Raw genomic sequence first — 22,338 nt, 5'->3', positions numbered from 1 at the left:
GCAAGGGTTCCGAAAGGGTTCGGCAAGGGGCGGGCGGTTGTCTATCGGCATCCGGCGCTGCAAGGGGCAGTGCGATGTCGCGGGAGGAACCGCCGTGTTCGATTGGTATGTCTGGATGCTCGTGTTCAGCGGCACGCTCATGCTGGTGATGGCTGCTGTCAAGGGCGGACAGAGTGAGACATCGCGGTGGCTCAACGGGGCGTTCGGGGCCGGGTTTCTTGCCTACGCGGGGTATTTGGCGTTCGTGTTCGAGGGCGGCAGCTACCTGATCTTCTTCCAGGCGTTCATCCTGCCGGTGCTGATGGTGGTGAACTTCGTTCGCTCCACCGGCTGGAAGGCGCTCACCGCCCGGCCGACGCCGACGCAGCAGGCGTGGCGGGCGTACCAGAAGGAGCAGGAGCGGCTGGCGAAGCTGTGACCCTACGGGTGTGGGTCAGCGAGCCGGGGGAGGCGGTTTCCTCGCGCGACGGACAACGTTGGACTACGGGGCGAAGTGGGCTGCTCAGGACGTCCACGGGTCGATCGTCGGTACACCTAGCTGCGAGAAATCTTTCGTGTTCCGCGTAACGACTGTCATGCCGTGTTCGCTCGCTGTCGCGGCGATCATGGTGTCCCGTTCGGGGCGTGGGTCTGGCACGTGCGACTGTGCTGCGCGACGCGCAGAGGCCAGATCGAGGTCGAGAATCCGCCCGGCGAATACATCGAGCACCTCATCCTCGAGCCATGACCGCAACCGCTTTCCTTGAACGGAGTCGCGTCTTTCTACTCGGCCGATCCCGATCTCGATTTCCATCACGGTGATCACGCTCAGATACAACTCCGATGGACGCCGCGCCGCGACCCAGGCGCGTACTGAGGGGTTTGCGACTCGCGACGATTTCCGCAACTCACTGATGACGTTCGTGTCGAGTAGATACGTCACAGCGGCGGATCCCGCAGTTCGACGTGCAACGGAGCGGGATCGAAGTCGATGTCGTCGTCCTCCATGCTCAGCCGGGTCACGATGTCCTGGCTGTCCGCGCGCAACCGCCGGTATTCCTCGATCGAGAGCAGCACGAAGGCGTCCTCTCCACGATCGGTGATCACGACCGGACCTTCGGCTGCTGCGCGCTTCGCAGCGCTGACGTCGCGGTTGAACTCGCGAGCACTCATCGTGGTCATCGATACCTCCTCATGTAGGTACGTACCTACGTTATCGGATAGGTGAACCGAGCGCCAGTGTCGGCGGACCTGTCCCGGCTACGTCTGGTAGGCCGCGTACGCGGCGCGTGTATCTAGCCGAACATGACGATGTAATTAACTCGTGATAAGCGTTCGTTATTATCTCGTTATATAACGAGCGCGTGTTCCGCTGTACTGCTCATGCCGATGAATGAAAGATCGACGCTCGGATCGACTCGAACGAACAGATCACCGTGACGTTTTTCGAATCAATTCGAAGGCCGTGGTGAACAATGATCGTCCGCCATCGGCCTCGATGTGAGCATCGGAGGACCGCATCATGGCATCATCTGACGACGACGTTCGATATTCTCGCCGGCTGCGCCGGGCAATCCTGCTGGCACTGGGTTCGGCGGCCGCGGTGGCGCTGCTACCGGGTACGGCGACGGCGCAGCCGCTGGAGGTTCCCGGCGTCGGGAGCTTCGAAATTCCGGGAAATGCGCCGGTGCCGCCGGGCTTCACGGCCCCGAAAATCGACGACATTCCCGCACGGGAAATTCCCCGCCTGAGCTTCGGCGATAATCCCGCGGCCGCGGAGTTCGCGGCGCAGGAGCCGGCCGTCAGCGTGGAGCTGGTGGAATTCACGATTCCCCAGCTACCGTTCCCCTTCGCACTACCCCAACTCCCGGGACCGCATTCGCCCGCCCCGGCGGCTGTCCCTGAGCAGACCCGTGGTGACGCCGCACTAGCCGCCGCCCGCAGCAAGCTGGGCGCGAACTACGCCCCAGGCGCGACGGGCCCCCACGCCTTCGATTGCTCCGGCCTGGTGCAGTGGTCCTACCGCCACGCCGGCCTGGACCTGCCGCGCACCAGCCACCAGCAGCTCGCGACCGGAATGCCGGTCTCCCGCAACGACCTTCGCCCCGGCGACCTGGTGTCGTTCTACGGCGGCGGCCACTCCGCGCTGTACTCCGGCGGCGGCAAGGTCATCCACGCCGCCACGTCGGGCGAGGGCGTCGTCGAATCCGATATGGCGACAATGCCATTCGCGGGCGCGCGCCGGTACTGAGCCCGCTCACTCCACGATCGGCAGCGGAACCGTATCCATCGCTTCGGATTTCGGCAGATCCGCGCGCGGAATCGGCATGGTCGGCGCGGGCGGGGCATGCAGCGGCAGCGTCGGAGCCGGATCGTCGGCCGGACGCTGGACCGGCGGCAGCCGGTAGAAGGCGCGGGCATTGTCTTCGAGGACCTTGTGCATATCGGCGCCGACGACATCGCAGATCAGGTCGACGTCGGAGTCCTCGAACGGCCGCCCCGCGCGGGTACCCGGAAGGTCGGTGCCGAACATCAGGGCTTCCGGGTTCACCGCGTGAATGCGGCGCAGGGCGGTCGCGACATCCATATCGACGCGGCCGAACCCGGTGGCCTTCACCCTGGCGCCACGGTCGACCAGATCCAGCAGGAACGGCAGCCCCTCCTCGGACATGCCCATATGGTCGACCGACAGCGCGGGCAGCTTCAACACCACCGGTTGCAGCGAGGCCAGCATCTGGCCGTCGATATAGACCTCGACATGCCAGCCGGCCAGCTCATAGGCGCGCACCGCCTGCAACGTCATGGCGGCGATGTCGGCGGCGGCGCGCTTGAGGTTGAACCGCAGCGCCCGCACCCCGACCTTGTCCAGCTCGACGATCTCCTCATCGCCCGCATCCAGCGGCAGCCGGGTGACGCCCACCCAGCCCTCACCGAGCTCGGCAAGCGCCGCCCGCAGATAGCTCTGATCGCTGCCCTGGAAGGACGCGCTGACCACGGCCCCACCGGTGACGTCGAAGCGCGACATACGCTTTCGATAATCGTCGATGGTGTAGGGCTCCGGCAGGTAGCCCTCATTTTCGATCAGCGGAAACCGCGGATCGATGATGTGGACATGGGCATCGAACACGTGTACAGCATGCCTCAGCGTCGGATTTCGCGCTTCCCCGATCCGGGGGAGCGGTCAGATCAGACCTTGTGCGGCTCGCTGGCGCGCAGCATGTCCTCACGCTCGACGACCTTGACGCGCTCACGGCCTTCGGGCTCGCCGAGGGCGCGCTCGTGGGCGTCGAGGCGGTACCAGCCGTCCCAGGTGGTGAACGGGATGCCCTTGCCCTCGAGGAATTCGATCACCGCTTCGGGCTCGGGGCGCTCGGCGGGGGTGAAGTCCTTGCTGTCGTCGAGCAGGCAGGCCACGGTCTCATTGGCGTCGCCCTTGGTGTGGCCGATGAGGCCGACCGGGCCGCGCTTGATCCAGCCGGTGACGTAGGTGGCGGGCATGTACCGGGCGGCGCCGTCGGCGTCCTCGTCGGCCAGCACGCGACCGGCCTCGTTGGGCACCACGCCGGCCTGATCGTCGAACGGCAGGTTGCTGATGTTCTGCGACAGGTAACCGACGGCACGGTAGACCGCCTGCACATCCCAGGTCTTGTACTCGCCGGTGCCCTTGACGTTGCCGGTGCCGTCGAGCTGGGTGCGCTCGGTTTTGAGGCCGATGACCTTGCCGTTCTCATCGCCGATCACCTCGGCGGGCGATTCGAAGAAGTGCAGGTACAGCCGGTGCGGGCGGTCGCCCTGGTCGCGGATGGCCCACTGCTCGAGGGTGTTGGCGACCATGTCGACCTGCTTGGAGTGGCGGCGCGCGGCCTCGGAGCCCTCGTCGTAGTCGATGTCCTCGGGGTCGACGATGACCTCGATGGTCGGCGAGTGGTCCAGTTCGCGCAGCTCCAGCGGGGTGAACTTGGCCTGGGCCGGGCCGCGGCGTCCGAAGACGTGCACCTCGACGGCCTTGTTCTCCTTGAGGCCCTTGTAGACGTTCGGCGGGATCTCCGTCGGCAGCAGCTCGTCGCCGGTCTTGGCGAGCACGCGCGCGATGTCGAGCGCGACGTTGCCGACACCGAGGACGGCGACCTTCTCCGCGTCCAGCGGCCAGGTGCGCGGCACGTCCGGGTGGCCGTCGTACCAGGAGACGAAGTCGGCGGCGCCGTAGGAGCCGTCCAGGTCGATGCCGGGGATGGGCAGGGCGCGGTCGGCGTTGGCGCCGGTGGAGAAGATCACCGCGTCGTAGTAGACCCGCAGGTCGTCGAGGGTGATGTCGGAGCCGTAGTCGATATTGCCGAGCAGGCGCACCTGCGGCTTGTCGAGCACCTTGTGCAGGGCGGTGATGATGCCCTTGATGCGCGGGTGGTCGGGCGCGACGCCGTAGCGGATCAGGCCGAACGGCGCGGGCATGCGCTCATAGAGGTCGATGGACACATCCGCATCCGACTTCATCAACGCGTCGGCGGCGTAGATACCGGCCGGTCCGGCACCCACGATCGCGATGCGGAGCGGGCGTGCAGCTGCGGTCTGTTCGGTCATCGTTTACGCGCACCTTATTGGTCGAGACAGTTAATGGGCGTCGGTGTTTAGCTTAGGCTAACTTGACGCACGGCTGGATTTCACCTGCACGGCACCGGCCGCGATCCCGCCGATTCTATCGGGGGGCTCTCCGGTGGCCTCGGGGGACCAGGGATCATCAGCTCATGAGCGATCAGCAGCCAGATCCGGCAGACGCCCGGCGCGAACCGGCCGACGAGCGCGAATCGGGCGATTCGACCCGGTCGATGGCGCCGTTCATGATCGCCGCGGCGATCGCGGCCCTCGTGCTCGCCGTAATCGTCATCGCCGAGGTGGTTTCGCCCGTTGAGAAAAATGTCACAGAGGCCGACCGGGTGGCCGCCGCGGTGCGGGATTTCGGCGAGGTGAGTTCGCGGTATGGGCTGCTGCCGCCGGAGGAAGCGGTGTGCCCGGACTTCGATCCGAAACGCTCGCCGATGGCCGGCCGCCTGGACGAGGGCGAGACCGGAAAAGCCGTAGAAATCACGAAACTAGAGGATCTGAACGTCGACGGCGACCGCGCGACGGCCACCGTCACCAGCAAGGTCGACGGCGCCGAGGCGACCGGAACCTGGACCCTGAAACGGGTCGACAACACCTGGCTGGTCTGCCCCTGAACCCCAGCGCAACGCCCTGATCGGGGGTTTGACACGGCAACCCCCGGCCAGGCAATCTCATCTCAGGTCATGAGTGCCAGCGTCAAGCCCCGGCTTGCTGGCCGGCAACCCTCCTCCGCGGTGGGGTGCTCCGGGTGACGACCTGGCGCGCATCGAAGCCAGATGCGGCAAGTGCGGATTCTCGAGGAAGGTGCCACACATGACTTATGCCGGCGACATCACCCCGAAACAGGCGTGGGAGATATTGCGCGACGATCCCCGAGCGGTCCTGGTGGACGTGCGGACCGAGGCCGAATGGAAATTCGTCGGCATCCCCGACACCAGCGCCATCGACCGGCAGACCGTCCTGATCGAATGGGTCGACGGCACCGGCGCGCGCAACCCCGAGTTCGCGCAGCAGTTGCGCACCATCCTCGACGGCCGCGATCCGGATGCCCCCGTGGTGTTCCTGTGTCGCTCCGGCCAGCGTTCGGCGCATGCCGCCGCCCTGGCGACCAGTGCGGGCATCGAGCCGTCCTACAACGTCAGCGAGGGTTTCGAGGGCCCGCTCGACGAGTCCGGTCACCGCGGTGGCGCCGGCTGGCGTGCCGACGGCCTGCCCTGGCGGCAGTCGTGATCACCGGCGGCGCGTTCGACCGGCCGCTGCCGGAGGGGGTCGGTCCCGCCACGCTCGGTGTGCGCGGTGGACTGCGGCGTTCGGGGTTCGAGGAGACCTCCGAGGCCCTGTACCTGACCTCGGGTTTCGTCTACGAGAGCGCCGAGGCGGCCGAGGCGGCCTTCACCGGCGACGTCGAGCATTTCGTCTACTCCCGCTACGGCAACCCGACGGTCGCCACGTTCGAGGAGCGGATGCGGCTGATCGACGGCGCCGAGGCGTGTTTCGCCACCGCCAGCGGTATGGCTGCGGTCTTCACCGCGCTCGGTGCGCTGCTCGGCGCGGGTGATCGGCTGGTGGCCGCGCGCAGCCTGTTCGGTTCGTGTTTCGTGGTGTGCAACGAGATCCTGCCGCGCTGGGGTGTGGAAACGGTGTTCGTCGACGGCGAGGATCTCGATCAGTGGGAGCAGGCGCTGTCGGTGCCCACCACCGCGGTGTTCTTCGAGACCCCGGCCAACCCGATGCAGACCCTGGTCGATGTGCGCCGGGTGAGCGAGATGGCGCATGCCGCGGGCGCGAAAGTGGTGCTGGACAACGTCTTCGCGACGCCGCTGCTGCAACGCGGCTTCGAACTCGGCGCCGATGTGGTGGTGTACTCGGGGACCAAGCACATCGACGGACAGGGCCGGGTGCTCGGCGGTGCGATCCTCGGTTCCGAGGAATACATCGGTGGTCCGGTCAAGAATCTGATGCGCCATACCGGGCCCGCGTTGAGTCCGTTCAATGCGTGGACCTTGCTCAAGGGCCTGGAGACGATGCCGCTGCGGGTGAAGCATTCGACCGAATCCGCGTTGCGGATCGCGCGGTTCCTGGAGGGCAACGACGCCGTCAGCTGGGTGAAATACCCGTTCCTGGAATCGCATCCGCAATACGATCTGGCCGCGAGCCAGATGAGCGGCGGCGGCACGGTGGTGACCTTCGAGTTGAAGGCGCCCGAGCACGAGGCGAAGAAGCGCGCCTTCGAGGTGCTGAATCGGCTGCGCATCGTGGACCTGTCCAACAACCTCGGCGATGCCAAGACCCTCATCACCCATCCGGCCACCACCACGCATCGCGCGATGGGTCCGGAGGGTCGCGCAACCATCGGGCTCACCGATGGGGTCGTGCGTATCTCGGTGGGGCTCGAGGATGTGGAGGATCTGCTCGGCGATCTGGAGCATGCGCTGAGCTGAGTCTCAGCTGCGGAAAGGCCGGTGCCCGGTGGTGGTGCCGGCCTTTTTCATGCCCGCACCATTGACAGTATGCTGTCAAATATGACAGCATACTGTCATGACCACGAAGACAGTGCACGTAGCCGTTTACGATCTGCTCGCCGACTGGGAAGTGGGTGCGGCGATCGCGCAGATCAACCACAACGTGGGCTTGCAGCGTGAACCCGGCAGCTTTCAGGTCCGCACCGTCGCGCCGACGAGCGAGCCCGTGACCACCATGGGCGGGATGCGCATCGTGCCGGATCTGGCGCTGGCCGAACTCGACGCCGCCGACAGCGTGCTGCTGATCCTGCCGGGTTCGGAACTGTGGGATCGCGGTGGACTGAGCGGATTCGCCTATGCCGCACGGAAATTCCTCGATGCAGGGGTTCCCGTCGCTGCCATCTGCGGCGCCACCTTCGGCCTCGCCAAAGAGGGGCTGCTCGATGATCGCGAGCACACCAGCGGCGCCGCGGAGTACCTCGCCGCCAGCGGATACGCCGGCGCGGACAACTATGTCGAAGCCGCCGCGGTGACCGATGGCGATCTGATCACCGCGGGCCCCACCGCGCCGTGGGAGTTCGCTCGCGAGATCTTCGCCAAGCTCGACCTGTACGAGTCGCACGTCCTCGATGCCTGGTACCGGCTGTTCGCCAAGAGCGACCCGTCGGCGTTCCCGGTGCTGGCAGAGTATGAGGCCAGGGCGGCGGCCTCGTGAGTGCCGAGGCCGCAGAAGCTGCCGCCGCGCGGGCCGAGCAGGTTCTGTTCAGCACCGCCGCGATCACCACGTTCCGGCTCAATGGCCAATTCCTCGCCATCGCCGAGGAATTGGCCGAACCGGCCGGGCTGACCGCCGCCTGGTGGCAGGTGCTCGGTGCCGTGCTGCACGAACCGCTGCCGGTCGCGGGGATCGCCCGCGCCATGGGCATCACCCGCCAGAGCGTGCAGCGCATCGCCGATCTGCTCGTGGACCGCGGGCTGGCCGAATACCGCCCGAACCCGGCCCACCGCCGCGCCAAACTCGTCGCCATCACCGAAGCCGGCCGCACCGCCAACTCCCGCATCAACCCCGGCCACGCCGCGATGGCGCAGCGCCTGGCCGATGAATTGGGCGCGGACTTTGCGCCGACGGTCGCCGCCCTGACTCGGCTCAGCGAAGCGCTAGATGCGATCGGCTCGCCGGGTGATTGAGGCCGGGCCGGCGTGATCACCGCTGCCGCTCGACTGGGATATCGCTGCGAGCGGTTCGCCGGGTAGCCACGGCCGATTCTCCGGCTGCCGAGATGATTGCCGATTCGGCCAGGCGCACAAGGGCACTCGCCGCAGCCGGCCCGCATCTGCTCGCGCTCAGGCTTTCGTCGGCCGTTATGCGACGACCTCAGCGACGTGGCGCGGTGAAATCGATCTGCCGGTGGGCATTGGCGAGAGCGGTGACGACGCAGGTGCCGAGCGGGCCGGTGCGGTCGAAGAGGGTGGCGGTGCCGATCGAAATGCCCGCCGCGGCAAGGGTGTTGTCGGCGCGCAGGCCGAGTTCGTGGCCGATCGGCAGGCGGGCGAGGGTGAGGGTCATATCGGCGTTGATGTAGCCCTGGCCGTCGGAACCCCAGTGGCAGACGTGGTTGGCGGAGTCGCCGAGGATGGCAGCACGCTGGAACGGCGTGAGCTCCTCGCCCGCCACCAGCGGCGGCAGGCTGTGCCAGGAAATCTTGCGGTCGGCGTTCTGGTTCGCAGCGATGTCCTGCGACCACTCCCGGTCGCCGCTTTTGAACATGCCGCGCTCACCCTCGGGCGAGAGCCGCCGCTGCGGCACCGGCAGTTCGAGATTCTGGCTCCACACCTGGCCCGGCGGCTCGGAGCCGGTGGTCAGGAACACCGCGGTCGCACGGGCGCGGACCTCGTCGTTTTGGACGATGTGAGCGTCGGCCACGAGGATCCGCTTACCCTCGCGCACCACCTCGCTGTGCACCGCGAGCGGCTCGTTCAGCACCGGGCGGAACAGGTCGGCCGTCATCCGTGCCGGGACGAACCCCGCCGGGCAATGTGTCTCCAGCTGACGGCCCAGCGCCCCGCAGACCGCAGTGCCCCCGATTTGGTTCGGCGACCAGCGGCTGACCGCGAGTTTCGCCGGGACGAGCAGGTCCGCTTCGCTGGTGAAGAAACTGATCATCCCGTCGGCACCCTTCGCACGATCCTTCGTTCTGCGAAACGTAACACGTGCCAGTTTCGCCGGCCCGCCCCAATCAGTCCGCGAACGGCGTCTCGGTACGGCCGATGAGATCGGCGACCGAATCCACCACGAGGGTTGGGCGGTAGGGGTACTGCTCGACGGAGGCGCGGGTGGAGATGCCCGAGGTCACCAGCACGGTGCGCATGCCCGCCTCCATTCCGGAGATCACGTCGGTATCCATGCGGTCGCCGATCATGACACTGGTCCGCGAATGCGCGCCGATGCGACGCAGCGCCGAGCGCATCATCAGCGGGTTGGGTTTGCCGACGTAGTACGGTTCCCGTCCGGTCGCGCGGGTGATCAGGGCGGCGACCGAACCGGTCGCGGGCAGCACGCCGTCGCGGGACGGGCCGGTGGCGTCGGGGTTGGTGGCGATGAACCGCGCGCCGCGCTCGACCAGCCGGATCGCGGTGGTGATCGCCTCGAACGAGTAGGTGCGGGTCTCGCCGAGCACCACGTAGTCCGGGTCACTGTCGGTGAGCACGTAGCCGATCTCGTGCAGCGCCGTGGTGAGCCCGGATTCGCCGACCACATACGCGGTGCCCTCGGGGCGTTGATCGTTGAGGAAGGTGGCCGTGGCCAGCGCGGAGGTCCAGATCGCCGACTCCGGGATATCGAGACCGCTGTGGCGCAGCCGGGCCTGCAGATCGCGGGGCGTGCGGATGGAGTTGTTGGTGAGGACCAGGAACGGGATCTCCTTGGCCCGCAGCTCGGCGAGGAATTCGTCGGCGCCGGGGATCAGATGATCCTCGTGCACGAGCACACCGTCCATATCGGTCAGGTAGGAAAGGATCCGATCGTCTGCGGAGGTCACCCGGCCAATTGTCCGCTATCGCCGCCGTATGGGCCGCTCTGGGCGACACGCCACGCTGATGGTTATGGTCGAAGTGACGAATGTGCGGTGACCCCGCACGAAGCGACAGGAGTGGCGCAGGTGGCGGATCTCAAACTCGGGTACAAGGCGTCGGCCGAACAGTTCGGGCCAAGGGAACTGGTGGAACTGGCGGTGCTGGCCGAGGAGCACGGCCTCGACAGCGCGACGGTCAGCGACCACTTCCAGCCGTGGCGGCACAAGGGCGGCCACGCGCCGTTCTCGCTGGCCTGGATGGCCGCGGCCGGTGAACGTACCGAGCGCATCCTGCTCGGCACCTCGGTGCTCACCCCGACCTACCGCTACAACCCGGCGGTGATCGCGCAGGCGTTCGCCACCATGGGCTGTCTGTATCCGAACCGGGTGATGCTCGGCGTCGGCACCGGCGAGGCGCTCAACGAGATCGCCACCGGGTACACCGGCGAATGGCCGGAGTTCAAGGAGCGTTTCGCACGGCTGCGCGAATCCGTCGACCTCATGCGCGCGCTGTGGACCGGTGAACGCACCGATTTCGACGGCCAGTACTACCGCACCGTCGGCGCGTCGATCTACGACGTGCCCAAGGGCGGCATCCCCGTCTACATCGCCGCAGGCGGACCGCTGGTGGCCAGGTACGCCGGCCGCGCCGGTGACGGCTTCATCTGCACCTCCGGCAAGGGCATGGACCTCTACACCGAGAAGCTGATGCCCGCCGTCGCCGAGGGTGCGGCCAAGGTGGGCCGCGAGGTCGCCGATATCGACCGGATGATCGAGATCAAGATCTCCTACGACACCGATCCGGAACTGGCGCTGGAGAACACCCGGTTCTGGGCGCCGCTGTCGCTGACCGCCGAGCAGAAGCACTCCATCACCGACCCGATCGAGATGGAAGCCGCCGCCGACGCGCTGCCGATCGAGCAGATCGCCAAGCGCTGGATCGTCGCCAGCGACCCCGACGACGCCGTCGCCCAGATCAAGCCGTACCTGGACGCGGGCCTCAACCACCTGGTCTTCCACGCGCCGGGGCACGACCAGCGACGGTTCCTGGACCTGTTCCAGCGCGATCTGGCGCCGCGGTTGCGCGCGCTGGGCTGAGCGTGACGGCCCAGCCCACCGGCGGCGCCTTGTACGCAGGCGGCGCTGGGGCTGGGCCACGATCTCCCGGTATCGCGGCGACAGGTCTCCGGCCGACGCCGCTCGAACCCACCCACTGACGGCGAGCTCAGATCTCGGCACGGTCGATCGAGTGCTCGCGTATGTCGGTCGCCGATTGCCCGGTGGCCGGGCGTCGCCGAAGGGCGCGAATCAGGCGCGGGTGAGGGCGAAGATGCGCAGATCGCGGGTGGTGCGTTCGCGGTAGGCCCCGTAGGCGGGCGTGATCTCGATGAACCGCTCGTAGATGGCGTCCTTGGCCTCGTCCGGGACCGGCGTCGCGGTGACCGGGATGGTCTCGCCCGCGATGACGACGGTCGCGGCCGGGTTCGCCAGCAGGTTCGACGTCCACGCCGGATGGTGCGCCTGGCCGAAATTGCTGCCAACCACGTAAAGGGTGTCGCCATCGTGCACGTACAGCAGCGGCTGGGTGCGCGGCTGCCCGGATTTGCGCCCGGTGGTGGTGAGCAGGATGACCGGCGCGCCGATCGGCCCGAGCAGGGTGCGTTTGCCGTTGGTGCGGCGCAGCACCGCGCGGTCGGCGGGGGTCAGGGTGCGGATCAGCCACGAACCGGGCTTGCTCGCGGCGATCGGATGCGCGAGTCGCGAGAGCAGATTGTCGCGGGAACCCCATTGGGTATTCGGAAACGGCTCGGCCATTCCGGGGACTATATCCGCGCGCCGCGGTAGCTTCCGCCGCTCGGCCGCGTCGCGGGTGTTGGATACGGCACGATGCTCGCCGTCGCCCGGTCCGATTGCCACCGGTTCACTAAGCTCTGCGATATGGCCGACCTAGCTCCGTCCACCGTGTACATCGCGTCACCGGAAGGCGACACCGGCAAGAGCACGGTGGCGCTCGGCGTCTTGCAGATGCTGTGCGCGACCACCGCGCGGGTCGGGGTGTTCCGGCCGATCACCCGCTCCACCGACGAGCCCGATTACATCCTGGAGCTGCTGCTCGAGCACAGCACCGCCGACATCGATTACGCGCAGGCCATCGGCGTCACCTACGAGCAGGTGCACGCCGATCCGGACGCCGCGATCAGCGAGATCGTGATGCGGTTCCACGAGGTCGCCAAGGCCTGCGATGCGGTGGTGGTGGTCGGCAGCGACTACACCGATGTGGCCAGCCCCAGCGAGCTGCGCTACAACGCCAGGATCGCGGTGAACCTCGGCGCGCCGGTGCTGCTGGTGGTGCGCGGCTCCGAGCGCACGCCCGACGAAGTCAAGCAGTTGGCCGAGCTGTGTTCGTCGGAGCTGTCGGCCGAGCATGCGCAGCTGGTCGCGATCATCGCCAATCGCTGCGCTCCCGATCAGCTCGATGAGGTGTGTGCGGCGCTGTCCGGTTTCGATGTGCCGTCGTGGACGTTGCCGGAGGTGCCGCTGCTGATCGCGCCGACGATGGCCGAGTTGTGCGCCGCCATCGACGGCGAAATGTACAGCGGCGACCCGGAGCTGCTGCATCGCGAGGCGATGAAGATCATGGTCGGCGGGATGACGGCCGAGCACATCCTGGAACGGCTCGAAGACGGCGAGGTCGTCATCGCGCCGGGCGACCGGTCCGACGTGCTGCTCAGCGTGGTGAACGCGCATGAGGCAGAGGGCTTTCCGTCGCTGTCGGGCATCATCATGAACGGCGGACTGCTGCCGCATCCGGCCATCGCCCGGCTGATGACGGGGCTGAAGCCGAGGTTGCCGATCCTCACCACCAACCTCGGTACCTACGACACCGCGGGCGCCGCGCACCGTACTCGTGGTCGCATGTCGGCCGATAATCCGCGCAAGGTCGATACCGCGCTGGCGCTGATGGAAGAACACGTCGACGCCGGCGAGTTCCTGCGCAGGCTGGAGGTTCCGCGTTCGACGGTGGTCACCCCGCAGATGTTCGAGTACCAGCTCATCGAGCGGGCCAGGGCCGACCGCAAACGCATCGTGCTGCCCGAGGGCGACGACGACCGGATCCTGCGTGCGGCCGGCCGGGTGCTCCAGCGCAAGATCGCCGATCTGATCATCCTCGGCGACGAGACCACCATCCGGGCCCGCGCCGCCGAACTGGGCGTCGATATCGCCGACGCCGAGGTGCTCGACCCGCGCACCTCCGACCATCTCGAGGACTTCGCCCGCGAATACACCGAACTGCGCAAACACAAGGGCATGACGTTGGAGCGGGCTCGCGAAACCGTCACCGACATCTCCTATTTCGGCACCATGATGGTGCACAAGGGCATTGCCGACGGCATGGTCTCGGGCGCGGCGCACACCACCGCGCACACCATCCGCCCGTCCTTCGAGATCATCAAGACGGTGCCGGGTGTATCGACGGTGTCGAGTGTGTTCCTGATGTGCCTGGCCGACCGGGTGCTCGCCTACGGCGACTGCGCCGTGGTGCCGGATCCGACCTCGGAGCAACTCGCCGATATCGCGATCTCCTCGGCCGCGACGGCCGCGCGCTTCGGCATCGATCCACGCGTGGCGATGCTGTCGTACTCCACCGGAGAATCCGGCAGTGGAGCGGATGTGGACAAGGTGCGGGTCGCCACCAAACTGGTCCGCGAACGTGCCGCTGAACTGCTGGTGGAGGGCCCGATCCAGTACGACGCGGCGATCGAGCCCACGGTGGCCGACGCCAAACTGCCCGACTCCGAAGTCGCCGGTCGGGCAACGGTTTTCATCTTCCCCGACCTCAATACCGGCAACAACACCTATAAGGCGGTGCAGCGCAGCGCGGGTGCCATCGCCATCGGCCCGGTGCTGCAAGGGCTGCGCAAGCCGGTCAACGACCTGTCCCGGGGTGCGCTGGTCGCCGATATCGTCAATACCGTGGCCATTACCGCGATCCAGGCGCAGGGCGAATGAGCCCGGCTGTCGGGCCGGTCACCGGAGTGGAACAAGCGGGACGGAGGCCGGGTTACCGGTGGTGTGCCGGTGCGGTGCTCGCGCCGGCGGCGGAGGAGGCGTGATGGGTAACGAACGGGTGCTGGTCATCAACTCCGGCTCGTCCTCGATCAAATACCAGCTGCTCGAGCCCGATTCCGGGATCGTCGCGGCGTCCGGGCTGGTGGAGCGGATCGGTGAGGACGACGGGCGCGTCGAACACACCGTGGACGGGCAGACGGTCGAGCGCCGCGGCCCCATCGCCGACCACACCGCCGGACTGCGGATGGCGTTCCGGATGTTCGCCGAATCCGGGCACGACCTGTCCGGCGAGGGCGTGACGGCGGTCGGCCACCGGGTGGTGCACGGCGGCGAGGTGTTCTATCGGCCCACCCTGCTCGACGATCGCGCGATCGCCACCATCTCCGAACTGTCGGCGCTCGCGCCGCTGCACAATCCGGCCAATGTCATGGGCATCGAGGCCGTGCGCGAACTGCTGCCCGATACGCCGCAGGTGGCGGTATTCGATACCGCGTTCTTCCACGATCTGCCCGACGCCGCGAAGACCTACGCGATCGACGCGAAAGTGGCTCAGGCGCACGGCATTCGGCGGTACGGATTCCACGGGACTTCGCACGAGTACGTGTCCGCGCGGGCGGCCGAGTTGCTGGGGCGGGCACCGGACGAGGTCTCGCAGATCGTCTTCCATCTCGGTAATGGCGCGTCGGCGTCGGCGATCCGCAACGGCAGGCCGGTGGATACCACGATGGGCCTGACGCCGCTGGAGGGCCTGGTGATGGGCACCCGCTCCGGCGATCTGGACCCGGGCATCATCGCGCACCTGATGCGCACCGCGGATATGGACATCGACCGCGTCGATCAACTGCTCAACCGCAATTCGGGGCTCAAGGGGCTGTCCGGCGTCAACGATTTCCGGGAACTGCGCCGGCTCATCGACGGCGGGGATCAGGCCGCGCGGCTGGCCTACGACGTGTACATCCATCGGCTGCGCCGCTACCTCGGGGCGTACCTGATCGAACTCGGCGGCGTGGACGCGATCACGTTTACCGCGGGGGTGGGGGAGAACAGCCCCGACGTGCGGGCGGATGCGTTGGCCGGGCTCGAGCGGTTCGGTATCGCGGTCGATCCGGAGCGCAATACCGCGAAAGACCGTTCGGCGCGGTTCATTTCGCCTGCCGGAGCCGAAGTAGCTGTGCTCGTTGTGCCGACGAACGAGGAGCTCGCCATCGCGCGCGCGGCTCAGACGGTCGTCGCCGAGCTGGGGTAGGCGCGGTCCCGCCGACGTGCCCGACCGGGTGCGGCCTCGCATCTGCCGGCGTGTTCGATGGGTGGTGCCCGGGACGGTCGGCGCGCTCGACGGGAACGGGTCCGGGGGGATCGACGTGCTCGACGGAGCGCGGGTCCGGACCGGCCGACGTGATCGACCGGCTGTGGGTCTGCTCCTGCCGCCGCGCTCAGAACCAGGTCTGCGCCCGGATCGCATTGGCGAGGTCGACCAGCGCGTAGCGGTGGGTGCGGTTGGGAGAGATGCGGGCGAGGGTGCGCAGGACCGCTTCGGTGCCGTCGCGCAGATCGCGTTCGGTGAAGGGCTCGCCCAGCAGCGTCGCGTCCGGGCGTTTGGGGGTGTGGCCGGCCTGCAACCAGGCCAGCGCGGTGCCGAGCACCAGCAGGCGCAGCTGCACCGCGCGGTGCTCGGCCGACGGTAGCGCCTGCACGCGGGCGGCCGCGAAATGCAGGGTGGTTTCGTCGAGTTCGGCGGGCGGGGCCGCGGTGAGCAGCAGCAGGACGGCGGTCATCCGCGCGGTGGTGAAGTAGCGGGAGGTGGCGGGCACCTCGTCCAGGGCGTGCACCGCGTCGTCGACCCGGCCCGCGGCGGTGAGTTGTCGGGAGAGGCCGAAGGCCGCGCTCACCACGCCATGATCGGTGCGCCAGACGGTGGCGTAGAACTTCTCCGCGTAGGCGCGCCACTGCTCGGGATCGGGCGAATCCCAGTGTTGCAGCACCAGTTCCGCGGTCGCCGCCAGCGCGAGCTTGGGTGCGATCTCACCCGGCAGCACATTCAGCACGGCATCGAAGCGGGCGAACGCGGTCTCGAAATCGAGTTCGACCAGCTCGGCCAGGCCGGTGTACCAGTCGACCCGCCAATCCCGGGCGGTGGCCGGAATGCCGGCGAGCACATGGGCCACGGCCGCGGGCTCGCCGCGATCCAGATGCACGCGGGCCTCCGCCAACCGTAGCTCGACGTCGAGATTCGGCGGTGCGTTGTCCGGGTCGGCGGCGGCACGTTCGCGGGCGTCGTCCAGGGCTTCGAGTGCATGTTCCGGATCCGGGTGCACGGCGGCCGACAGCAGCGGAGCGGACGGATCGGCCGGGTCGACGATCGGCACCGGAAGCGCGAGTGCCACTTCGCGGGCGGCCAGTTTGGTGCTGCGCGGGATGCCGTCGGCGTAGGCATCGGTCTGGCCCAGTAGCTCCTCGGTGCCGAACCCGGCGCGCTGTGGACTGAACACTGTGGACAGTTGTGGATGTTCGACGCCGGTCTCCATTGCCAGGATCTCGCGCAGCACACCGGCCAGCTGCGCGGACATGGCACGGGCCGACGGGAAGCGGCGCGCGGGGTCCGGATCGGTGGCGCACAGCAGCAGCCGGTAGAAGAACTCGTGCCGGGCCAGCACCGGATGCTCGGCCGGGTCGGGGATGCCGTCGAGATAGCGGCCGTGCTCCATCGGCATATCCACGGTCAGCACGGCCAGCGTGCGGCCGACGGTGTAGATGTCGGTGGCGACCGTCGGCCCGGTCTTGGCGATCTCCGGCGCTTGGAAACCCCTGGTGCCGTAGAGATTTCCGTACGCCTCGATGGTGGCGACCGCGCCCAGATCGATGATCTTGACCTGATCCTCGGTCACCATCACGTTGTCGGGTTTGAGGTCGTTGTAGGTGAGGCCGATCGAATGCAGGTGATCCAGCGCGGGCAGCACCTCGAGCACATACGCGATGGCCTCGGCGATCGGCATCCGCTCCGGGCGCGGATGGCTGTCGAGGATGTCGCGCAGGGACCGCCCGCCCACGTACTCCATGACGATGTAGCCGACGGTGGTGCCGTCTCGCCCGGTGTGCTCCACGAAATTGTGGATCTTGACGATGCTGGGATGGGCGACCTCGGCCAGGAATTGCCGCTCCGCCATGGCGACCGCCTGCGCCTCCGCGTCCTTGGCGTGCAGCAACCCCTTGAGCACCACCCACCGGTCACTGACATTGCGGTCGATCGCCAGATAGATCCAGCCCAGCCCACCGTGCGCCAGACACCCCTGGATCTCGTACTGCCCCGACACCATGTCGCCGGGATGCAGGGAAGGCCGGAAGTCGAACGGCGCCCCGCAGTTGTCACAGGTGCCGAAGGTGGTCCCCGGATGCGCCGGCGTCGTCCGGCCGACCGGCGAACTACACCGCCAGCAGAACCGCTTCCCCTCCGCCACAACGGGATTCGCCAGCACCGCATCCCGCGGATCGGCCGGCTCCACCGTAGGAATCTCCACCAACCCGGCACCCAATTTGCGCACCGCCGGACGCGAGAGTGCCGTTCGAACGCTACGACCGGAAGTCCGCATGGTGGCGGCGGAATCGCTCGCCGATGTGCGTCCGGGGGTTGCCTGGGTGCCGGGGCTGAGTTGGGTGCCGGCGGTCGGCTGCGGCCCGGGGAATGCCTGGGTGCCGGGGGATGGCGGAATGCCCTCGCCGGTCAGGGCGCTATGCGCGGCTGGGGCGTCGGGTGGTGCCGGAGTGTCCGGCGATTCCTGCGCGGCCGAATCGGCTTGCTCGTGGTCCCGCGAAGGGTTGGCCGGAGCGGCTACGGGAGCGTGCTCGGGCGTGACCATGGTGGTGGACGCGGGGGCGTCAGGGGGCCGAGGTGTCGCACCGGTGTCGGACTTGGCGTGGCGCCCGCGGGTTTCGGGTGTGCGCTGTGCGGGGCGGGTGGGTTCGAAATCCGCAGCAGCATCGGCGTCCATGGCATCGCCAGGTCCCGCGGCATCGCTGGATGCCGCGGGGTCGTCTGGGTCGCCCGGTGCGCGCATGGTTAGTCCTGGTAGACCGGCTCGGGTGGGCGGGGGGTTTCGCCGAGGACCGACAGCCAGCGGTCGTAGATGCGGGTCCAGGTGCCGTCGGCGCGGATGCGGGCCAGGGTGCGGTTGACGAAGCGGACCAGGTCGTCGTTGCCCTTGGAGATGCCGATGCCGTATGGCTCGTCGCTGATGCTGGGGCCGACGATGTGGGTGTAGGGGTCCTGGGCGGCCAGGCCGGCCAGGATCGCGTCATCGGTGCTGACGGCGTCGACCTGGCGTTGTTGCAGCACCACCAGGCAGTCGGCCCAGGTGGGCACGGTCAGGATGGTGGCGCGGGGTTCGTAGCGGCGGATGTGGTCCACCGAGGTGGTGCCCGCGACCACACAGACCCGCCGTCCGGCCAGATCCGCGAGGCTTTCGATGCCGGAGCCCTTCACCGCGAGCACCCGCTGATGCGCCAGCAGATACACCGTGGAGAACGAAACCCGTTGCCGCCGATCGCAAGTCACGGTCATGGTTTTCACCACCAGATCGACCGAATGCTCCTGCAGCGCCTGCTCGCGTTCGGCCGAGGACAGGCTGCGGTATTCGATCAGGTCGGGGCTGCCGAGCAGATCGCGGGCGACCTCGCGGGCGATATCGGCGTCGAACCCGACGATGGCACCGCTGATCGGATCACGGAAGCTGAACAGGTTGGAGCCCGCGTCCAGGCCGACCACCAAGCGGCCGCGGGCGCGGATGGCGTCGAGCGCCGGCCCGCTGGTGACGTCGCCGGGACGCAGGCTCGCGGTCGGATCACCGCAGTCGGGTTCGGGTTTCGGCGGCACGTTCGCGTCCGTCGCGATGATGGTGGCCTGCGCGGGCAACGGCGGCTCGGTGAAATCGATGCCGTCGATGGCGGTGCGGGTGGTCGGCTCGGCCGTACAGCCACCGATCAGGGCGACCGCGGCGAACACGAGCGCGGTACGAACGGTTTTCATCGATACTCCCGCAGTCGGGGCCAGACACCGAGCGCGACGCAGGCCGCGCCGAGAATGCCGAGGATCAGCGCGCCGGGGGCGAGGAAGTCCAGCACGCGCGCGCTCTGAGAGATGTCGTCGCGCAAGTTGTTCCGGGTGTCGGCGATGCCGGCGGCCAAGGCCTGGTCGAGGGCGTCGACCTGGGCGGCGGAGTCGTTGGCCCCGGGCCCGGTCGCCACCGCGGCGGCGGCGACGAAATCGCCGCGATCGAGCGCCTCGTTCATCCGCAGGTGGGCGGCGTGCCAACGGTCCAGTGCCGCACGGGCATCCGCGGCGCCGGGGGCGTCGTCGGCGAGTAGTTCGGTGAGGCGGGTGCGGTTGGCGTCGTAGGTGAGGTCGTAATCGCCGGTGGCGTCGCGGCGTACGAGTTTGAGAGTTTCCGCGGACCGCGCCTGCTGGGCCAGGATCCGGCTCTCGGTGAGGCGGTCGGCGGGGCGGGCGGCGTCGTCGCGGCCGCGGATCATCGCGGTGGCCGAAATGGAACCGGCGACCACCGTCCAGATCAGCAGCAGCAGGACCGCGCCCGCGGCGAGCAGCAGCCCCGGATTGAACGTGCGATGCCAGCGACGAGCGAAATCGATTTGGGCCCATACCAATCCGGCCAGCGCCAGCACCAGCAGCGCGATCGCGATCCACGGCGGCCGCACATGACGACGTTGCGCATCGTCGACGGCGTCGGAGCGATGCTGCTGGAGCTCGCCCGCCATCGGCAACAGCGTCGTCTGCATCTGGTTCGACGCTTCGCTCAGGTACGCGGCGCCCACCGGGTACCCGCTGCGGTTGTTGGCCCGCGCGGTCTCGATCAATCCGGTGTACACCGGCAGTCCGGTGGCGATGCCGGTGCGCAGCCGCTGATCGGGGCCCTCGCCGGAGAGGGCGGCCAGTTCGGCCGCCGATTCGCCGACCGCCTGGGTGTAGCGGTCGCGCACATGCTGGGGCTCCAGGCCGCCGGAGATGAACGCGGTCGCGGCGGCGGCGTCGGCCACCGAGAGCGAGGTGTAGATCCGGTGGGCGGAGTGCGCGTCGGGTTCGGTCTCGACCAGCAGCACATCGAGGCCGTTCTGGCGTTCGTTGACCGTCGCCGCCGTCACCGCGCCCGCGGCCAGGCACACCACGGCGAGGAGGAGCCCGACCCCGATCAGCCGGCCCGGTGTCGAGCGGGCGAAGGATCGTAGATTGGCCGGGTCGAGCTGTTCGCGCATCGCCCGCACATGCGGACGCACCGGGAGCCGTCGCCCGCTCCCGCTCGGCGGCTCGGAATCGGTCGCCGGCTCCAGTACCGCCGCCGCCCGATCCGCTGCCAACCGCGTCATGTCCACCTCCCCGCTCAGGGGCGCCTGCTTGCGCTGTTTCGGAGCCTATTCTGTCTGGCGCCGTCCCGTGTGCCGACGGCTCATCCGTTGTCCGGCGGGCCGCGCCGACGGCGCCAACCGGCCAACCCTAGTGCCCCAGCGGACGATAGGGTGCGCCCGACGCGATCGGCCGACCCACCGCGCGGCGATCGGCCGCCCGGCCGGCCGTCGACGCGCCTTCGACGGGGACGGTGTGCGCATAGACGACGGGCGATCCTGCTGATGCCCGGGCGGTAGGGCGCGCGAGTCCGGCGCATCCGATGCCGAGCGGGCCCGCTCGAGGCGATGCGTGAGGCACTATGGGGATTGCCAGGTGACGAGGATGGTGCGAAATGCGTGGTGACGGCGACGGCTGGTCGCGCGGACCGGATGGGGTCCGCCACTGGGGAAAGTTCGGGGCCGCGGGACTACTGCTGCGGGCGCCGCTGGCCGGCGGCGGCTCGGCGGTACTGCTCCAGCATCGGGCGCCGTGGAGCCATCAGGGCGGCACCTGGGCGCTGCCCGGCGGTGCCCGCGACAGCCATGAGACGCCGATGCACGCCGCCGTCCGGGAGGCCTGGGAGGAAGCCGGGATCGCCTCGACCGACCTGCGGGTGCGCGCCGAACGGGTGACGGCCTGCGCCCCGAGCGGCTGGACCTATACGACCGTCGTCGCCGACGCCGCGCACACCTTGGCGACCAGCGCCAACCGGGAGAGCGTTGAGCTGGCCTGGGTCCCCGAAGACGAAGTGGACGCCCGCCCGCTGCATCCGGGCTTCGCCCTCGCCTGGCCCGAACTGCGCGCCGTCCCGGCCCGGGTCGACCTGGCCGGCATCGCCCAGGCCCCCGCCTTGGCCGCGGCCCTGCCCCGCACCGTCGACCTGGCCGAGCAGGGCTTCATCTGGCTGCACGCCGTCGCCGACGGGCCGGGCGACTTCGCCACGATCGTCGAGGGCCTCGCGGACCTGGCCGAGGAAGACGTCGCCGGACACCAGGTCGAGACCACGACCACGCTGGCGTTGACCACGGGGCAGATCCTGTCCTGATCGCTCCGACCTCAAACGTTCGCCAGCAACGCCGCTTTCAACTCCCGCGCCGCGGCCTCGGGATCGCGAGCTTCGGTGATCGCCCGCACCACCACGACCCGGTCGGCACCGGCGGCCAGCACTTCGGGCAGGTTCTGGGTGTCGATGCCGCCGATGGCGAACCATGGCCGGGTCGGGTGCGCTTCGGCCGTGGAGCGGACCAGGTCGATCCCGGCGGCCTGCCGGTTGGGCTTGGTCGGCGTCGCCCAGACCGGGCCGGTGCAGAAGTAATCGATGTGCTCGTCGATAGCGGCGAGGCCGGCTTGGGCGCGGTTGTGGGTGGAGCGGCCGATCACCACATCCGGGCCGAGGATGCGGCGCGCGTACCACGGCGGCAGATCGCCCTGGCCGAGGTGCAGCACATCCGCGCCGGCGGCGAGCGCCAGATCGGCCCGATCATTCACCGCGACGAGCGCGCCGTGCCTGCGGGCGGCGGCCTTCAGTTCGGCGAGCGCGCCGAGTTCGGCCTTGGCCTCCAGCGGGCCGAACTTCTGCTCGCCCGGCGACCCCTTGTCGCGTAGCTGGATGATGTCGACTCCGCCCGCGAGCGCGGCCTCGGCGAACTTGGCCAGATCGCCCTTTTCCCGGCGGGCATCGGTGCACAGATACAACCGCGCGGACGCCAGGCGCTCCCGTGGCGGCAGCGGTCGGTTCGGGTGGGAGGGTTGCACGCCTTCGACC

At 68.6% G+C, this 22,338-nt stretch carries 22 protein-coding genes and 1 riboswitch; of the genes, 11 read left to right on the top strand and 11 right to left on the bottom strand.

Annotated elements, in window-relative coordinates; translation table 11 throughout:
* The first annotated feature begins 37 nt into the window (after window positions 1–37).
* Window positions 38–418, top strand: a complete 381-nt coding sequence (locus NOCYR_RS26015) for a hypothetical protein (RefSeq protein WP_231855994.1) — start codon at window positions 38–40, stop codon at window positions 416–418.
* An 84-nt stretch (window positions 419–502) separates the two neighbouring features.
* On the opposite strand, the gene NOCYR_RS26010 is transcribed toward NOCYR_RS26015, so the two are convergent.
* Complete coding sequence (locus tag NOCYR_RS26010) at window positions 503–922, bottom strand: type II toxin-antitoxin system VapC family toxin (RefSeq protein ID WP_014353399.1); 420 nt, start codon at window positions 920–922, stop codon at window positions 503–505.
* Window positions 919–1,161: a type II toxin-antitoxin system Phd/YefM family antitoxin gene (locus NOCYR_RS26005; RefSeq protein WP_014353398.1), complete on the bottom strand. Its 243-nt coding sequence runs from the start codon at window positions 1,159–1,161 to the stop codon at window positions 919–921. The genes NOCYR_RS26010 and NOCYR_RS26005 overlap by 4 nt, the downstream gene beginning before the upstream one ends.
* A gap of 340 nt (window positions 1,162–1,501) precedes the next feature.
* Here NOCYR_RS26005 and NOCYR_RS28010 point away from each other — a divergent pair, with 340 nt between their 5' ends.
* Window positions 1,502–2,230 carry a C40 family peptidase gene (locus tag NOCYR_RS28010; protein WP_052315516.1) on the top strand — a complete coding sequence of 243 codons (729 nt, stop codon included), beginning with the start codon at window positions 1,502–1,504 and terminating at the stop codon, window positions 2,228–2,230.
* Between the two features lie 6 nt (window positions 2,231–2,236).
* Here NOCYR_RS28010 and NOCYR_RS25995 read toward each other — a convergent pair whose 3' ends face one another.
* Entirely contained in the window at window positions 2,237–3,106 is an 870-nt protein-coding gene (locus NOCYR_RS25995; protein ID WP_014353396.1) for an amidohydrolase family protein, read from the bottom strand.
* A 59-nt stretch (window positions 3,107–3,165) separates the two neighbouring features.
* On the bottom strand, window positions 3,166–4,557 hold the full coding sequence (locus tag NOCYR_RS25990) for an FAD-dependent oxidoreductase (protein WP_014353395.1): 1,392 nt from the start codon (window positions 4,555–4,557) through the stop codon (window positions 3,166–3,168).
* Window positions 4,558–4,814: 257 nt separating this feature from the next.
* On the opposite strand from NOCYR_RS25990, the gene NOCYR_RS25985 reads away from it, so the two are divergent.
* The 5 genes from NOCYR_RS25985 to NOCYR_RS25965 all read left to right on the top strand — a co-directional run bounded on the left by NOCYR_RS25985 (window position 4,815) and on the right by NOCYR_RS25965 (window position 8,228).
* On the top strand, window positions 4,815–5,192 hold the full coding sequence (locus NOCYR_RS25985) for a hypothetical protein (RefSeq protein WP_148280763.1): 378 nt from the start codon (window positions 4,815–4,817) through the stop codon (window positions 5,190–5,192).
* Between the two features lie 65 nt (window positions 5,193–5,257).
* A riboswitch (SAM riboswitch) is annotated at window positions 5,258–5,372 on the top strand.
* A 19-nt stretch (window positions 5,373–5,391) separates the two neighbouring features.
* Window positions 5,392–5,808 carry a rhodanese-like domain-containing protein gene (locus tag NOCYR_RS25980; RefSeq protein WP_014353393.1) on the top strand — a complete coding sequence of 139 codons (417 nt, stop codon included), beginning with the start codon at window positions 5,392–5,394 and terminating at the stop codon, window positions 5,806–5,808.
* The gene (locus NOCYR_RS25975) at window positions 5,805–7,019 is read left to right on the top strand and encodes an O-succinylhomoserine sulfhydrylase (protein ID WP_014353392.1); all 1,215 of its coding nucleotides are present in this window, start codon (window positions 5,805–5,807) and stop codon (window positions 7,017–7,019) included. Before NOCYR_RS25980 ends, NOCYR_RS25975 begins: the two co-directional genes overlap by 4 nt.
* A gap of 97 nt (window positions 7,020–7,116) precedes the next feature.
* Window positions 7,117–7,755: a DJ-1/PfpI family protein gene (locus NOCYR_RS25970; RefSeq protein WP_014353391.1), complete on the top strand. Its 639-nt coding sequence runs from the start codon at window positions 7,117–7,119 to the stop codon at window positions 7,753–7,755.
* Window positions 7,752–8,228: a MarR family winged helix-turn-helix transcriptional regulator gene (locus NOCYR_RS25965; protein ID WP_014353390.1), complete on the top strand. Its 477-nt coding sequence runs from the start codon at window positions 7,752–7,754 to the stop codon at window positions 8,226–8,228. The genes NOCYR_RS25970 and NOCYR_RS25965 overlap by 4 nt, the downstream gene beginning before the upstream one ends.
* 187 nt (window positions 8,229–8,415) lie before the next feature.
* Here the strand turns inward: NOCYR_RS25965 and NOCYR_RS25960 are convergent, their stop codons facing one another.
* Both NOCYR_RS25960 and NOCYR_RS25955 read right to left on the bottom strand, forming a co-directional pair.
* On the bottom strand, window positions 8,416–9,204 hold the full coding sequence (locus tag NOCYR_RS25960; RefSeq protein WP_014353389.1) for an acyl-CoA thioesterase domain-containing protein: 789 nt from the start codon (window positions 9,202–9,204) through the stop codon (window positions 8,416–8,418).
* A gap of 73 nt (window positions 9,205–9,277) precedes the next feature.
* Window positions 9,278–10,036: an HAD-IIA family hydrolase gene (locus NOCYR_RS25955; protein ID WP_048833730.1), complete on the bottom strand. Its 759-nt coding sequence runs from the start codon at window positions 10,034–10,036 to the stop codon at window positions 9,278–9,280.
* A gap of 162 nt (window positions 10,037–10,198) precedes the next feature.
* On the opposite strand from NOCYR_RS25955, the gene fgd reads away from it, so the two are divergent.
* A complete protein-coding gene (gene fgd, locus NOCYR_RS25950; RefSeq protein ID WP_014353387.1) occupies window positions 10,199–11,209 on the top strand; it encodes a glucose-6-phosphate dehydrogenase (coenzyme-F420) in 1,011 nt (336 codons plus the stop codon).
* Window positions 11,210–11,419: 210 nt separating this feature from the next.
* Here the strand turns inward: fgd and NOCYR_RS25945 are convergent, their stop codons facing one another.
* Entirely contained in the window at window positions 11,420–11,926 is a 507-nt protein-coding gene (locus NOCYR_RS25945; RefSeq protein WP_014353386.1) for a nitroreductase/quinone reductase family protein, read from the bottom strand.
* A gap of 123 nt (window positions 11,927–12,049) precedes the next feature.
* Between NOCYR_RS25945 and pta the strand changes: the two genes are divergently transcribed.
* Entirely contained in the window at window positions 12,050–14,122 is a 2,073-nt protein-coding gene (pta, locus tag NOCYR_RS25940) for a phosphate acetyltransferase (protein WP_014353385.1), read from the top strand.
* Window positions 14,123–14,225: 103 nt separating this feature from the next.
* The gene (locus tag NOCYR_RS25935) at window positions 14,226–15,428 is read left to right on the top strand and encodes an acetate kinase (RefSeq protein ID WP_014353384.1); all 1,203 of its coding nucleotides are present in this window, start codon (window positions 14,226–14,228) and stop codon (window positions 15,426–15,428) included.
* Window positions 15,429–15,615: 187 nt separating this feature from the next.
* On the opposite strand, the gene NOCYR_RS25930 is transcribed toward NOCYR_RS25935, so the two are convergent.
* The 3 genes from NOCYR_RS25930 to NOCYR_RS25920 form a co-directional block, all read right to left on the bottom strand.
* Window positions 15,616–18,168 carry a serine/threonine-protein kinase PknG gene (locus NOCYR_RS25930; RefSeq protein ID WP_014353383.1) on the bottom strand — a complete coding sequence of 851 codons (2,553 nt, stop codon included), beginning with the start codon at window positions 18,166–18,168 and terminating at the stop codon, window positions 15,616–15,618.
* Window positions 18,169–18,236: 68 nt separating this feature from the next.
* The gene (locus tag NOCYR_RS25925) at window positions 18,237–19,202 is read right to left on the bottom strand and encodes a glutamate ABC transporter substrate-binding protein (protein ID WP_014353382.1); all 966 of its coding nucleotides are present in this window, start codon (window positions 19,200–19,202) and stop codon (window positions 18,237–18,239) included.
* Window positions 19,199–20,554 (bottom strand): hypothetical protein, encoded by a 1,356-nt coding sequence (locus NOCYR_RS25920; protein WP_014353381.1) that lies wholly within the window; start codon window positions 20,552–20,554, stop codon window positions 19,199–19,201. The genes NOCYR_RS25925 and NOCYR_RS25920 overlap by 4 nt, the downstream gene beginning before the upstream one ends.
* Before the next feature lie 371 nt (window positions 20,555–20,925).
* Here NOCYR_RS25920 and NOCYR_RS25915 point away from each other — a divergent pair, with 371 nt between their 5' ends.
* Window positions 20,926–21,618, top strand: a complete 693-nt coding sequence (locus tag NOCYR_RS25915; protein WP_014353380.1) for an NUDIX hydrolase — start codon at window positions 20,926–20,928, stop codon at window positions 21,616–21,618.
* Window positions 21,619–21,629: 11 nt separating this feature from the next.
* On the opposite strand, the gene thiE is transcribed toward NOCYR_RS25915, so the two are convergent.
* Window positions 21,630–22,328, bottom strand: coding sequence for a thiamine phosphate synthase (gene thiE, locus NOCYR_RS25910; protein ID WP_048833729.1), 699 nt, complete (start codon window positions 22,326–22,328; stop codon window positions 21,630–21,632).
* Window positions 22,329–22,338 lie beyond the last annotated feature (10 nt).

The organism is Nocardia cyriacigeorgica GUH-2, from assembly GCF_000284035.1.
Classification (GTDB): Bacteria; Actinomycetota; Actinomycetes; order Mycobacteriales; family Mycobacteriaceae; genus Nocardia; species Nocardia cyriacigeorgica_B.
This window is presented reverse-complemented; position numbering and strand designations above follow the sequence as displayed.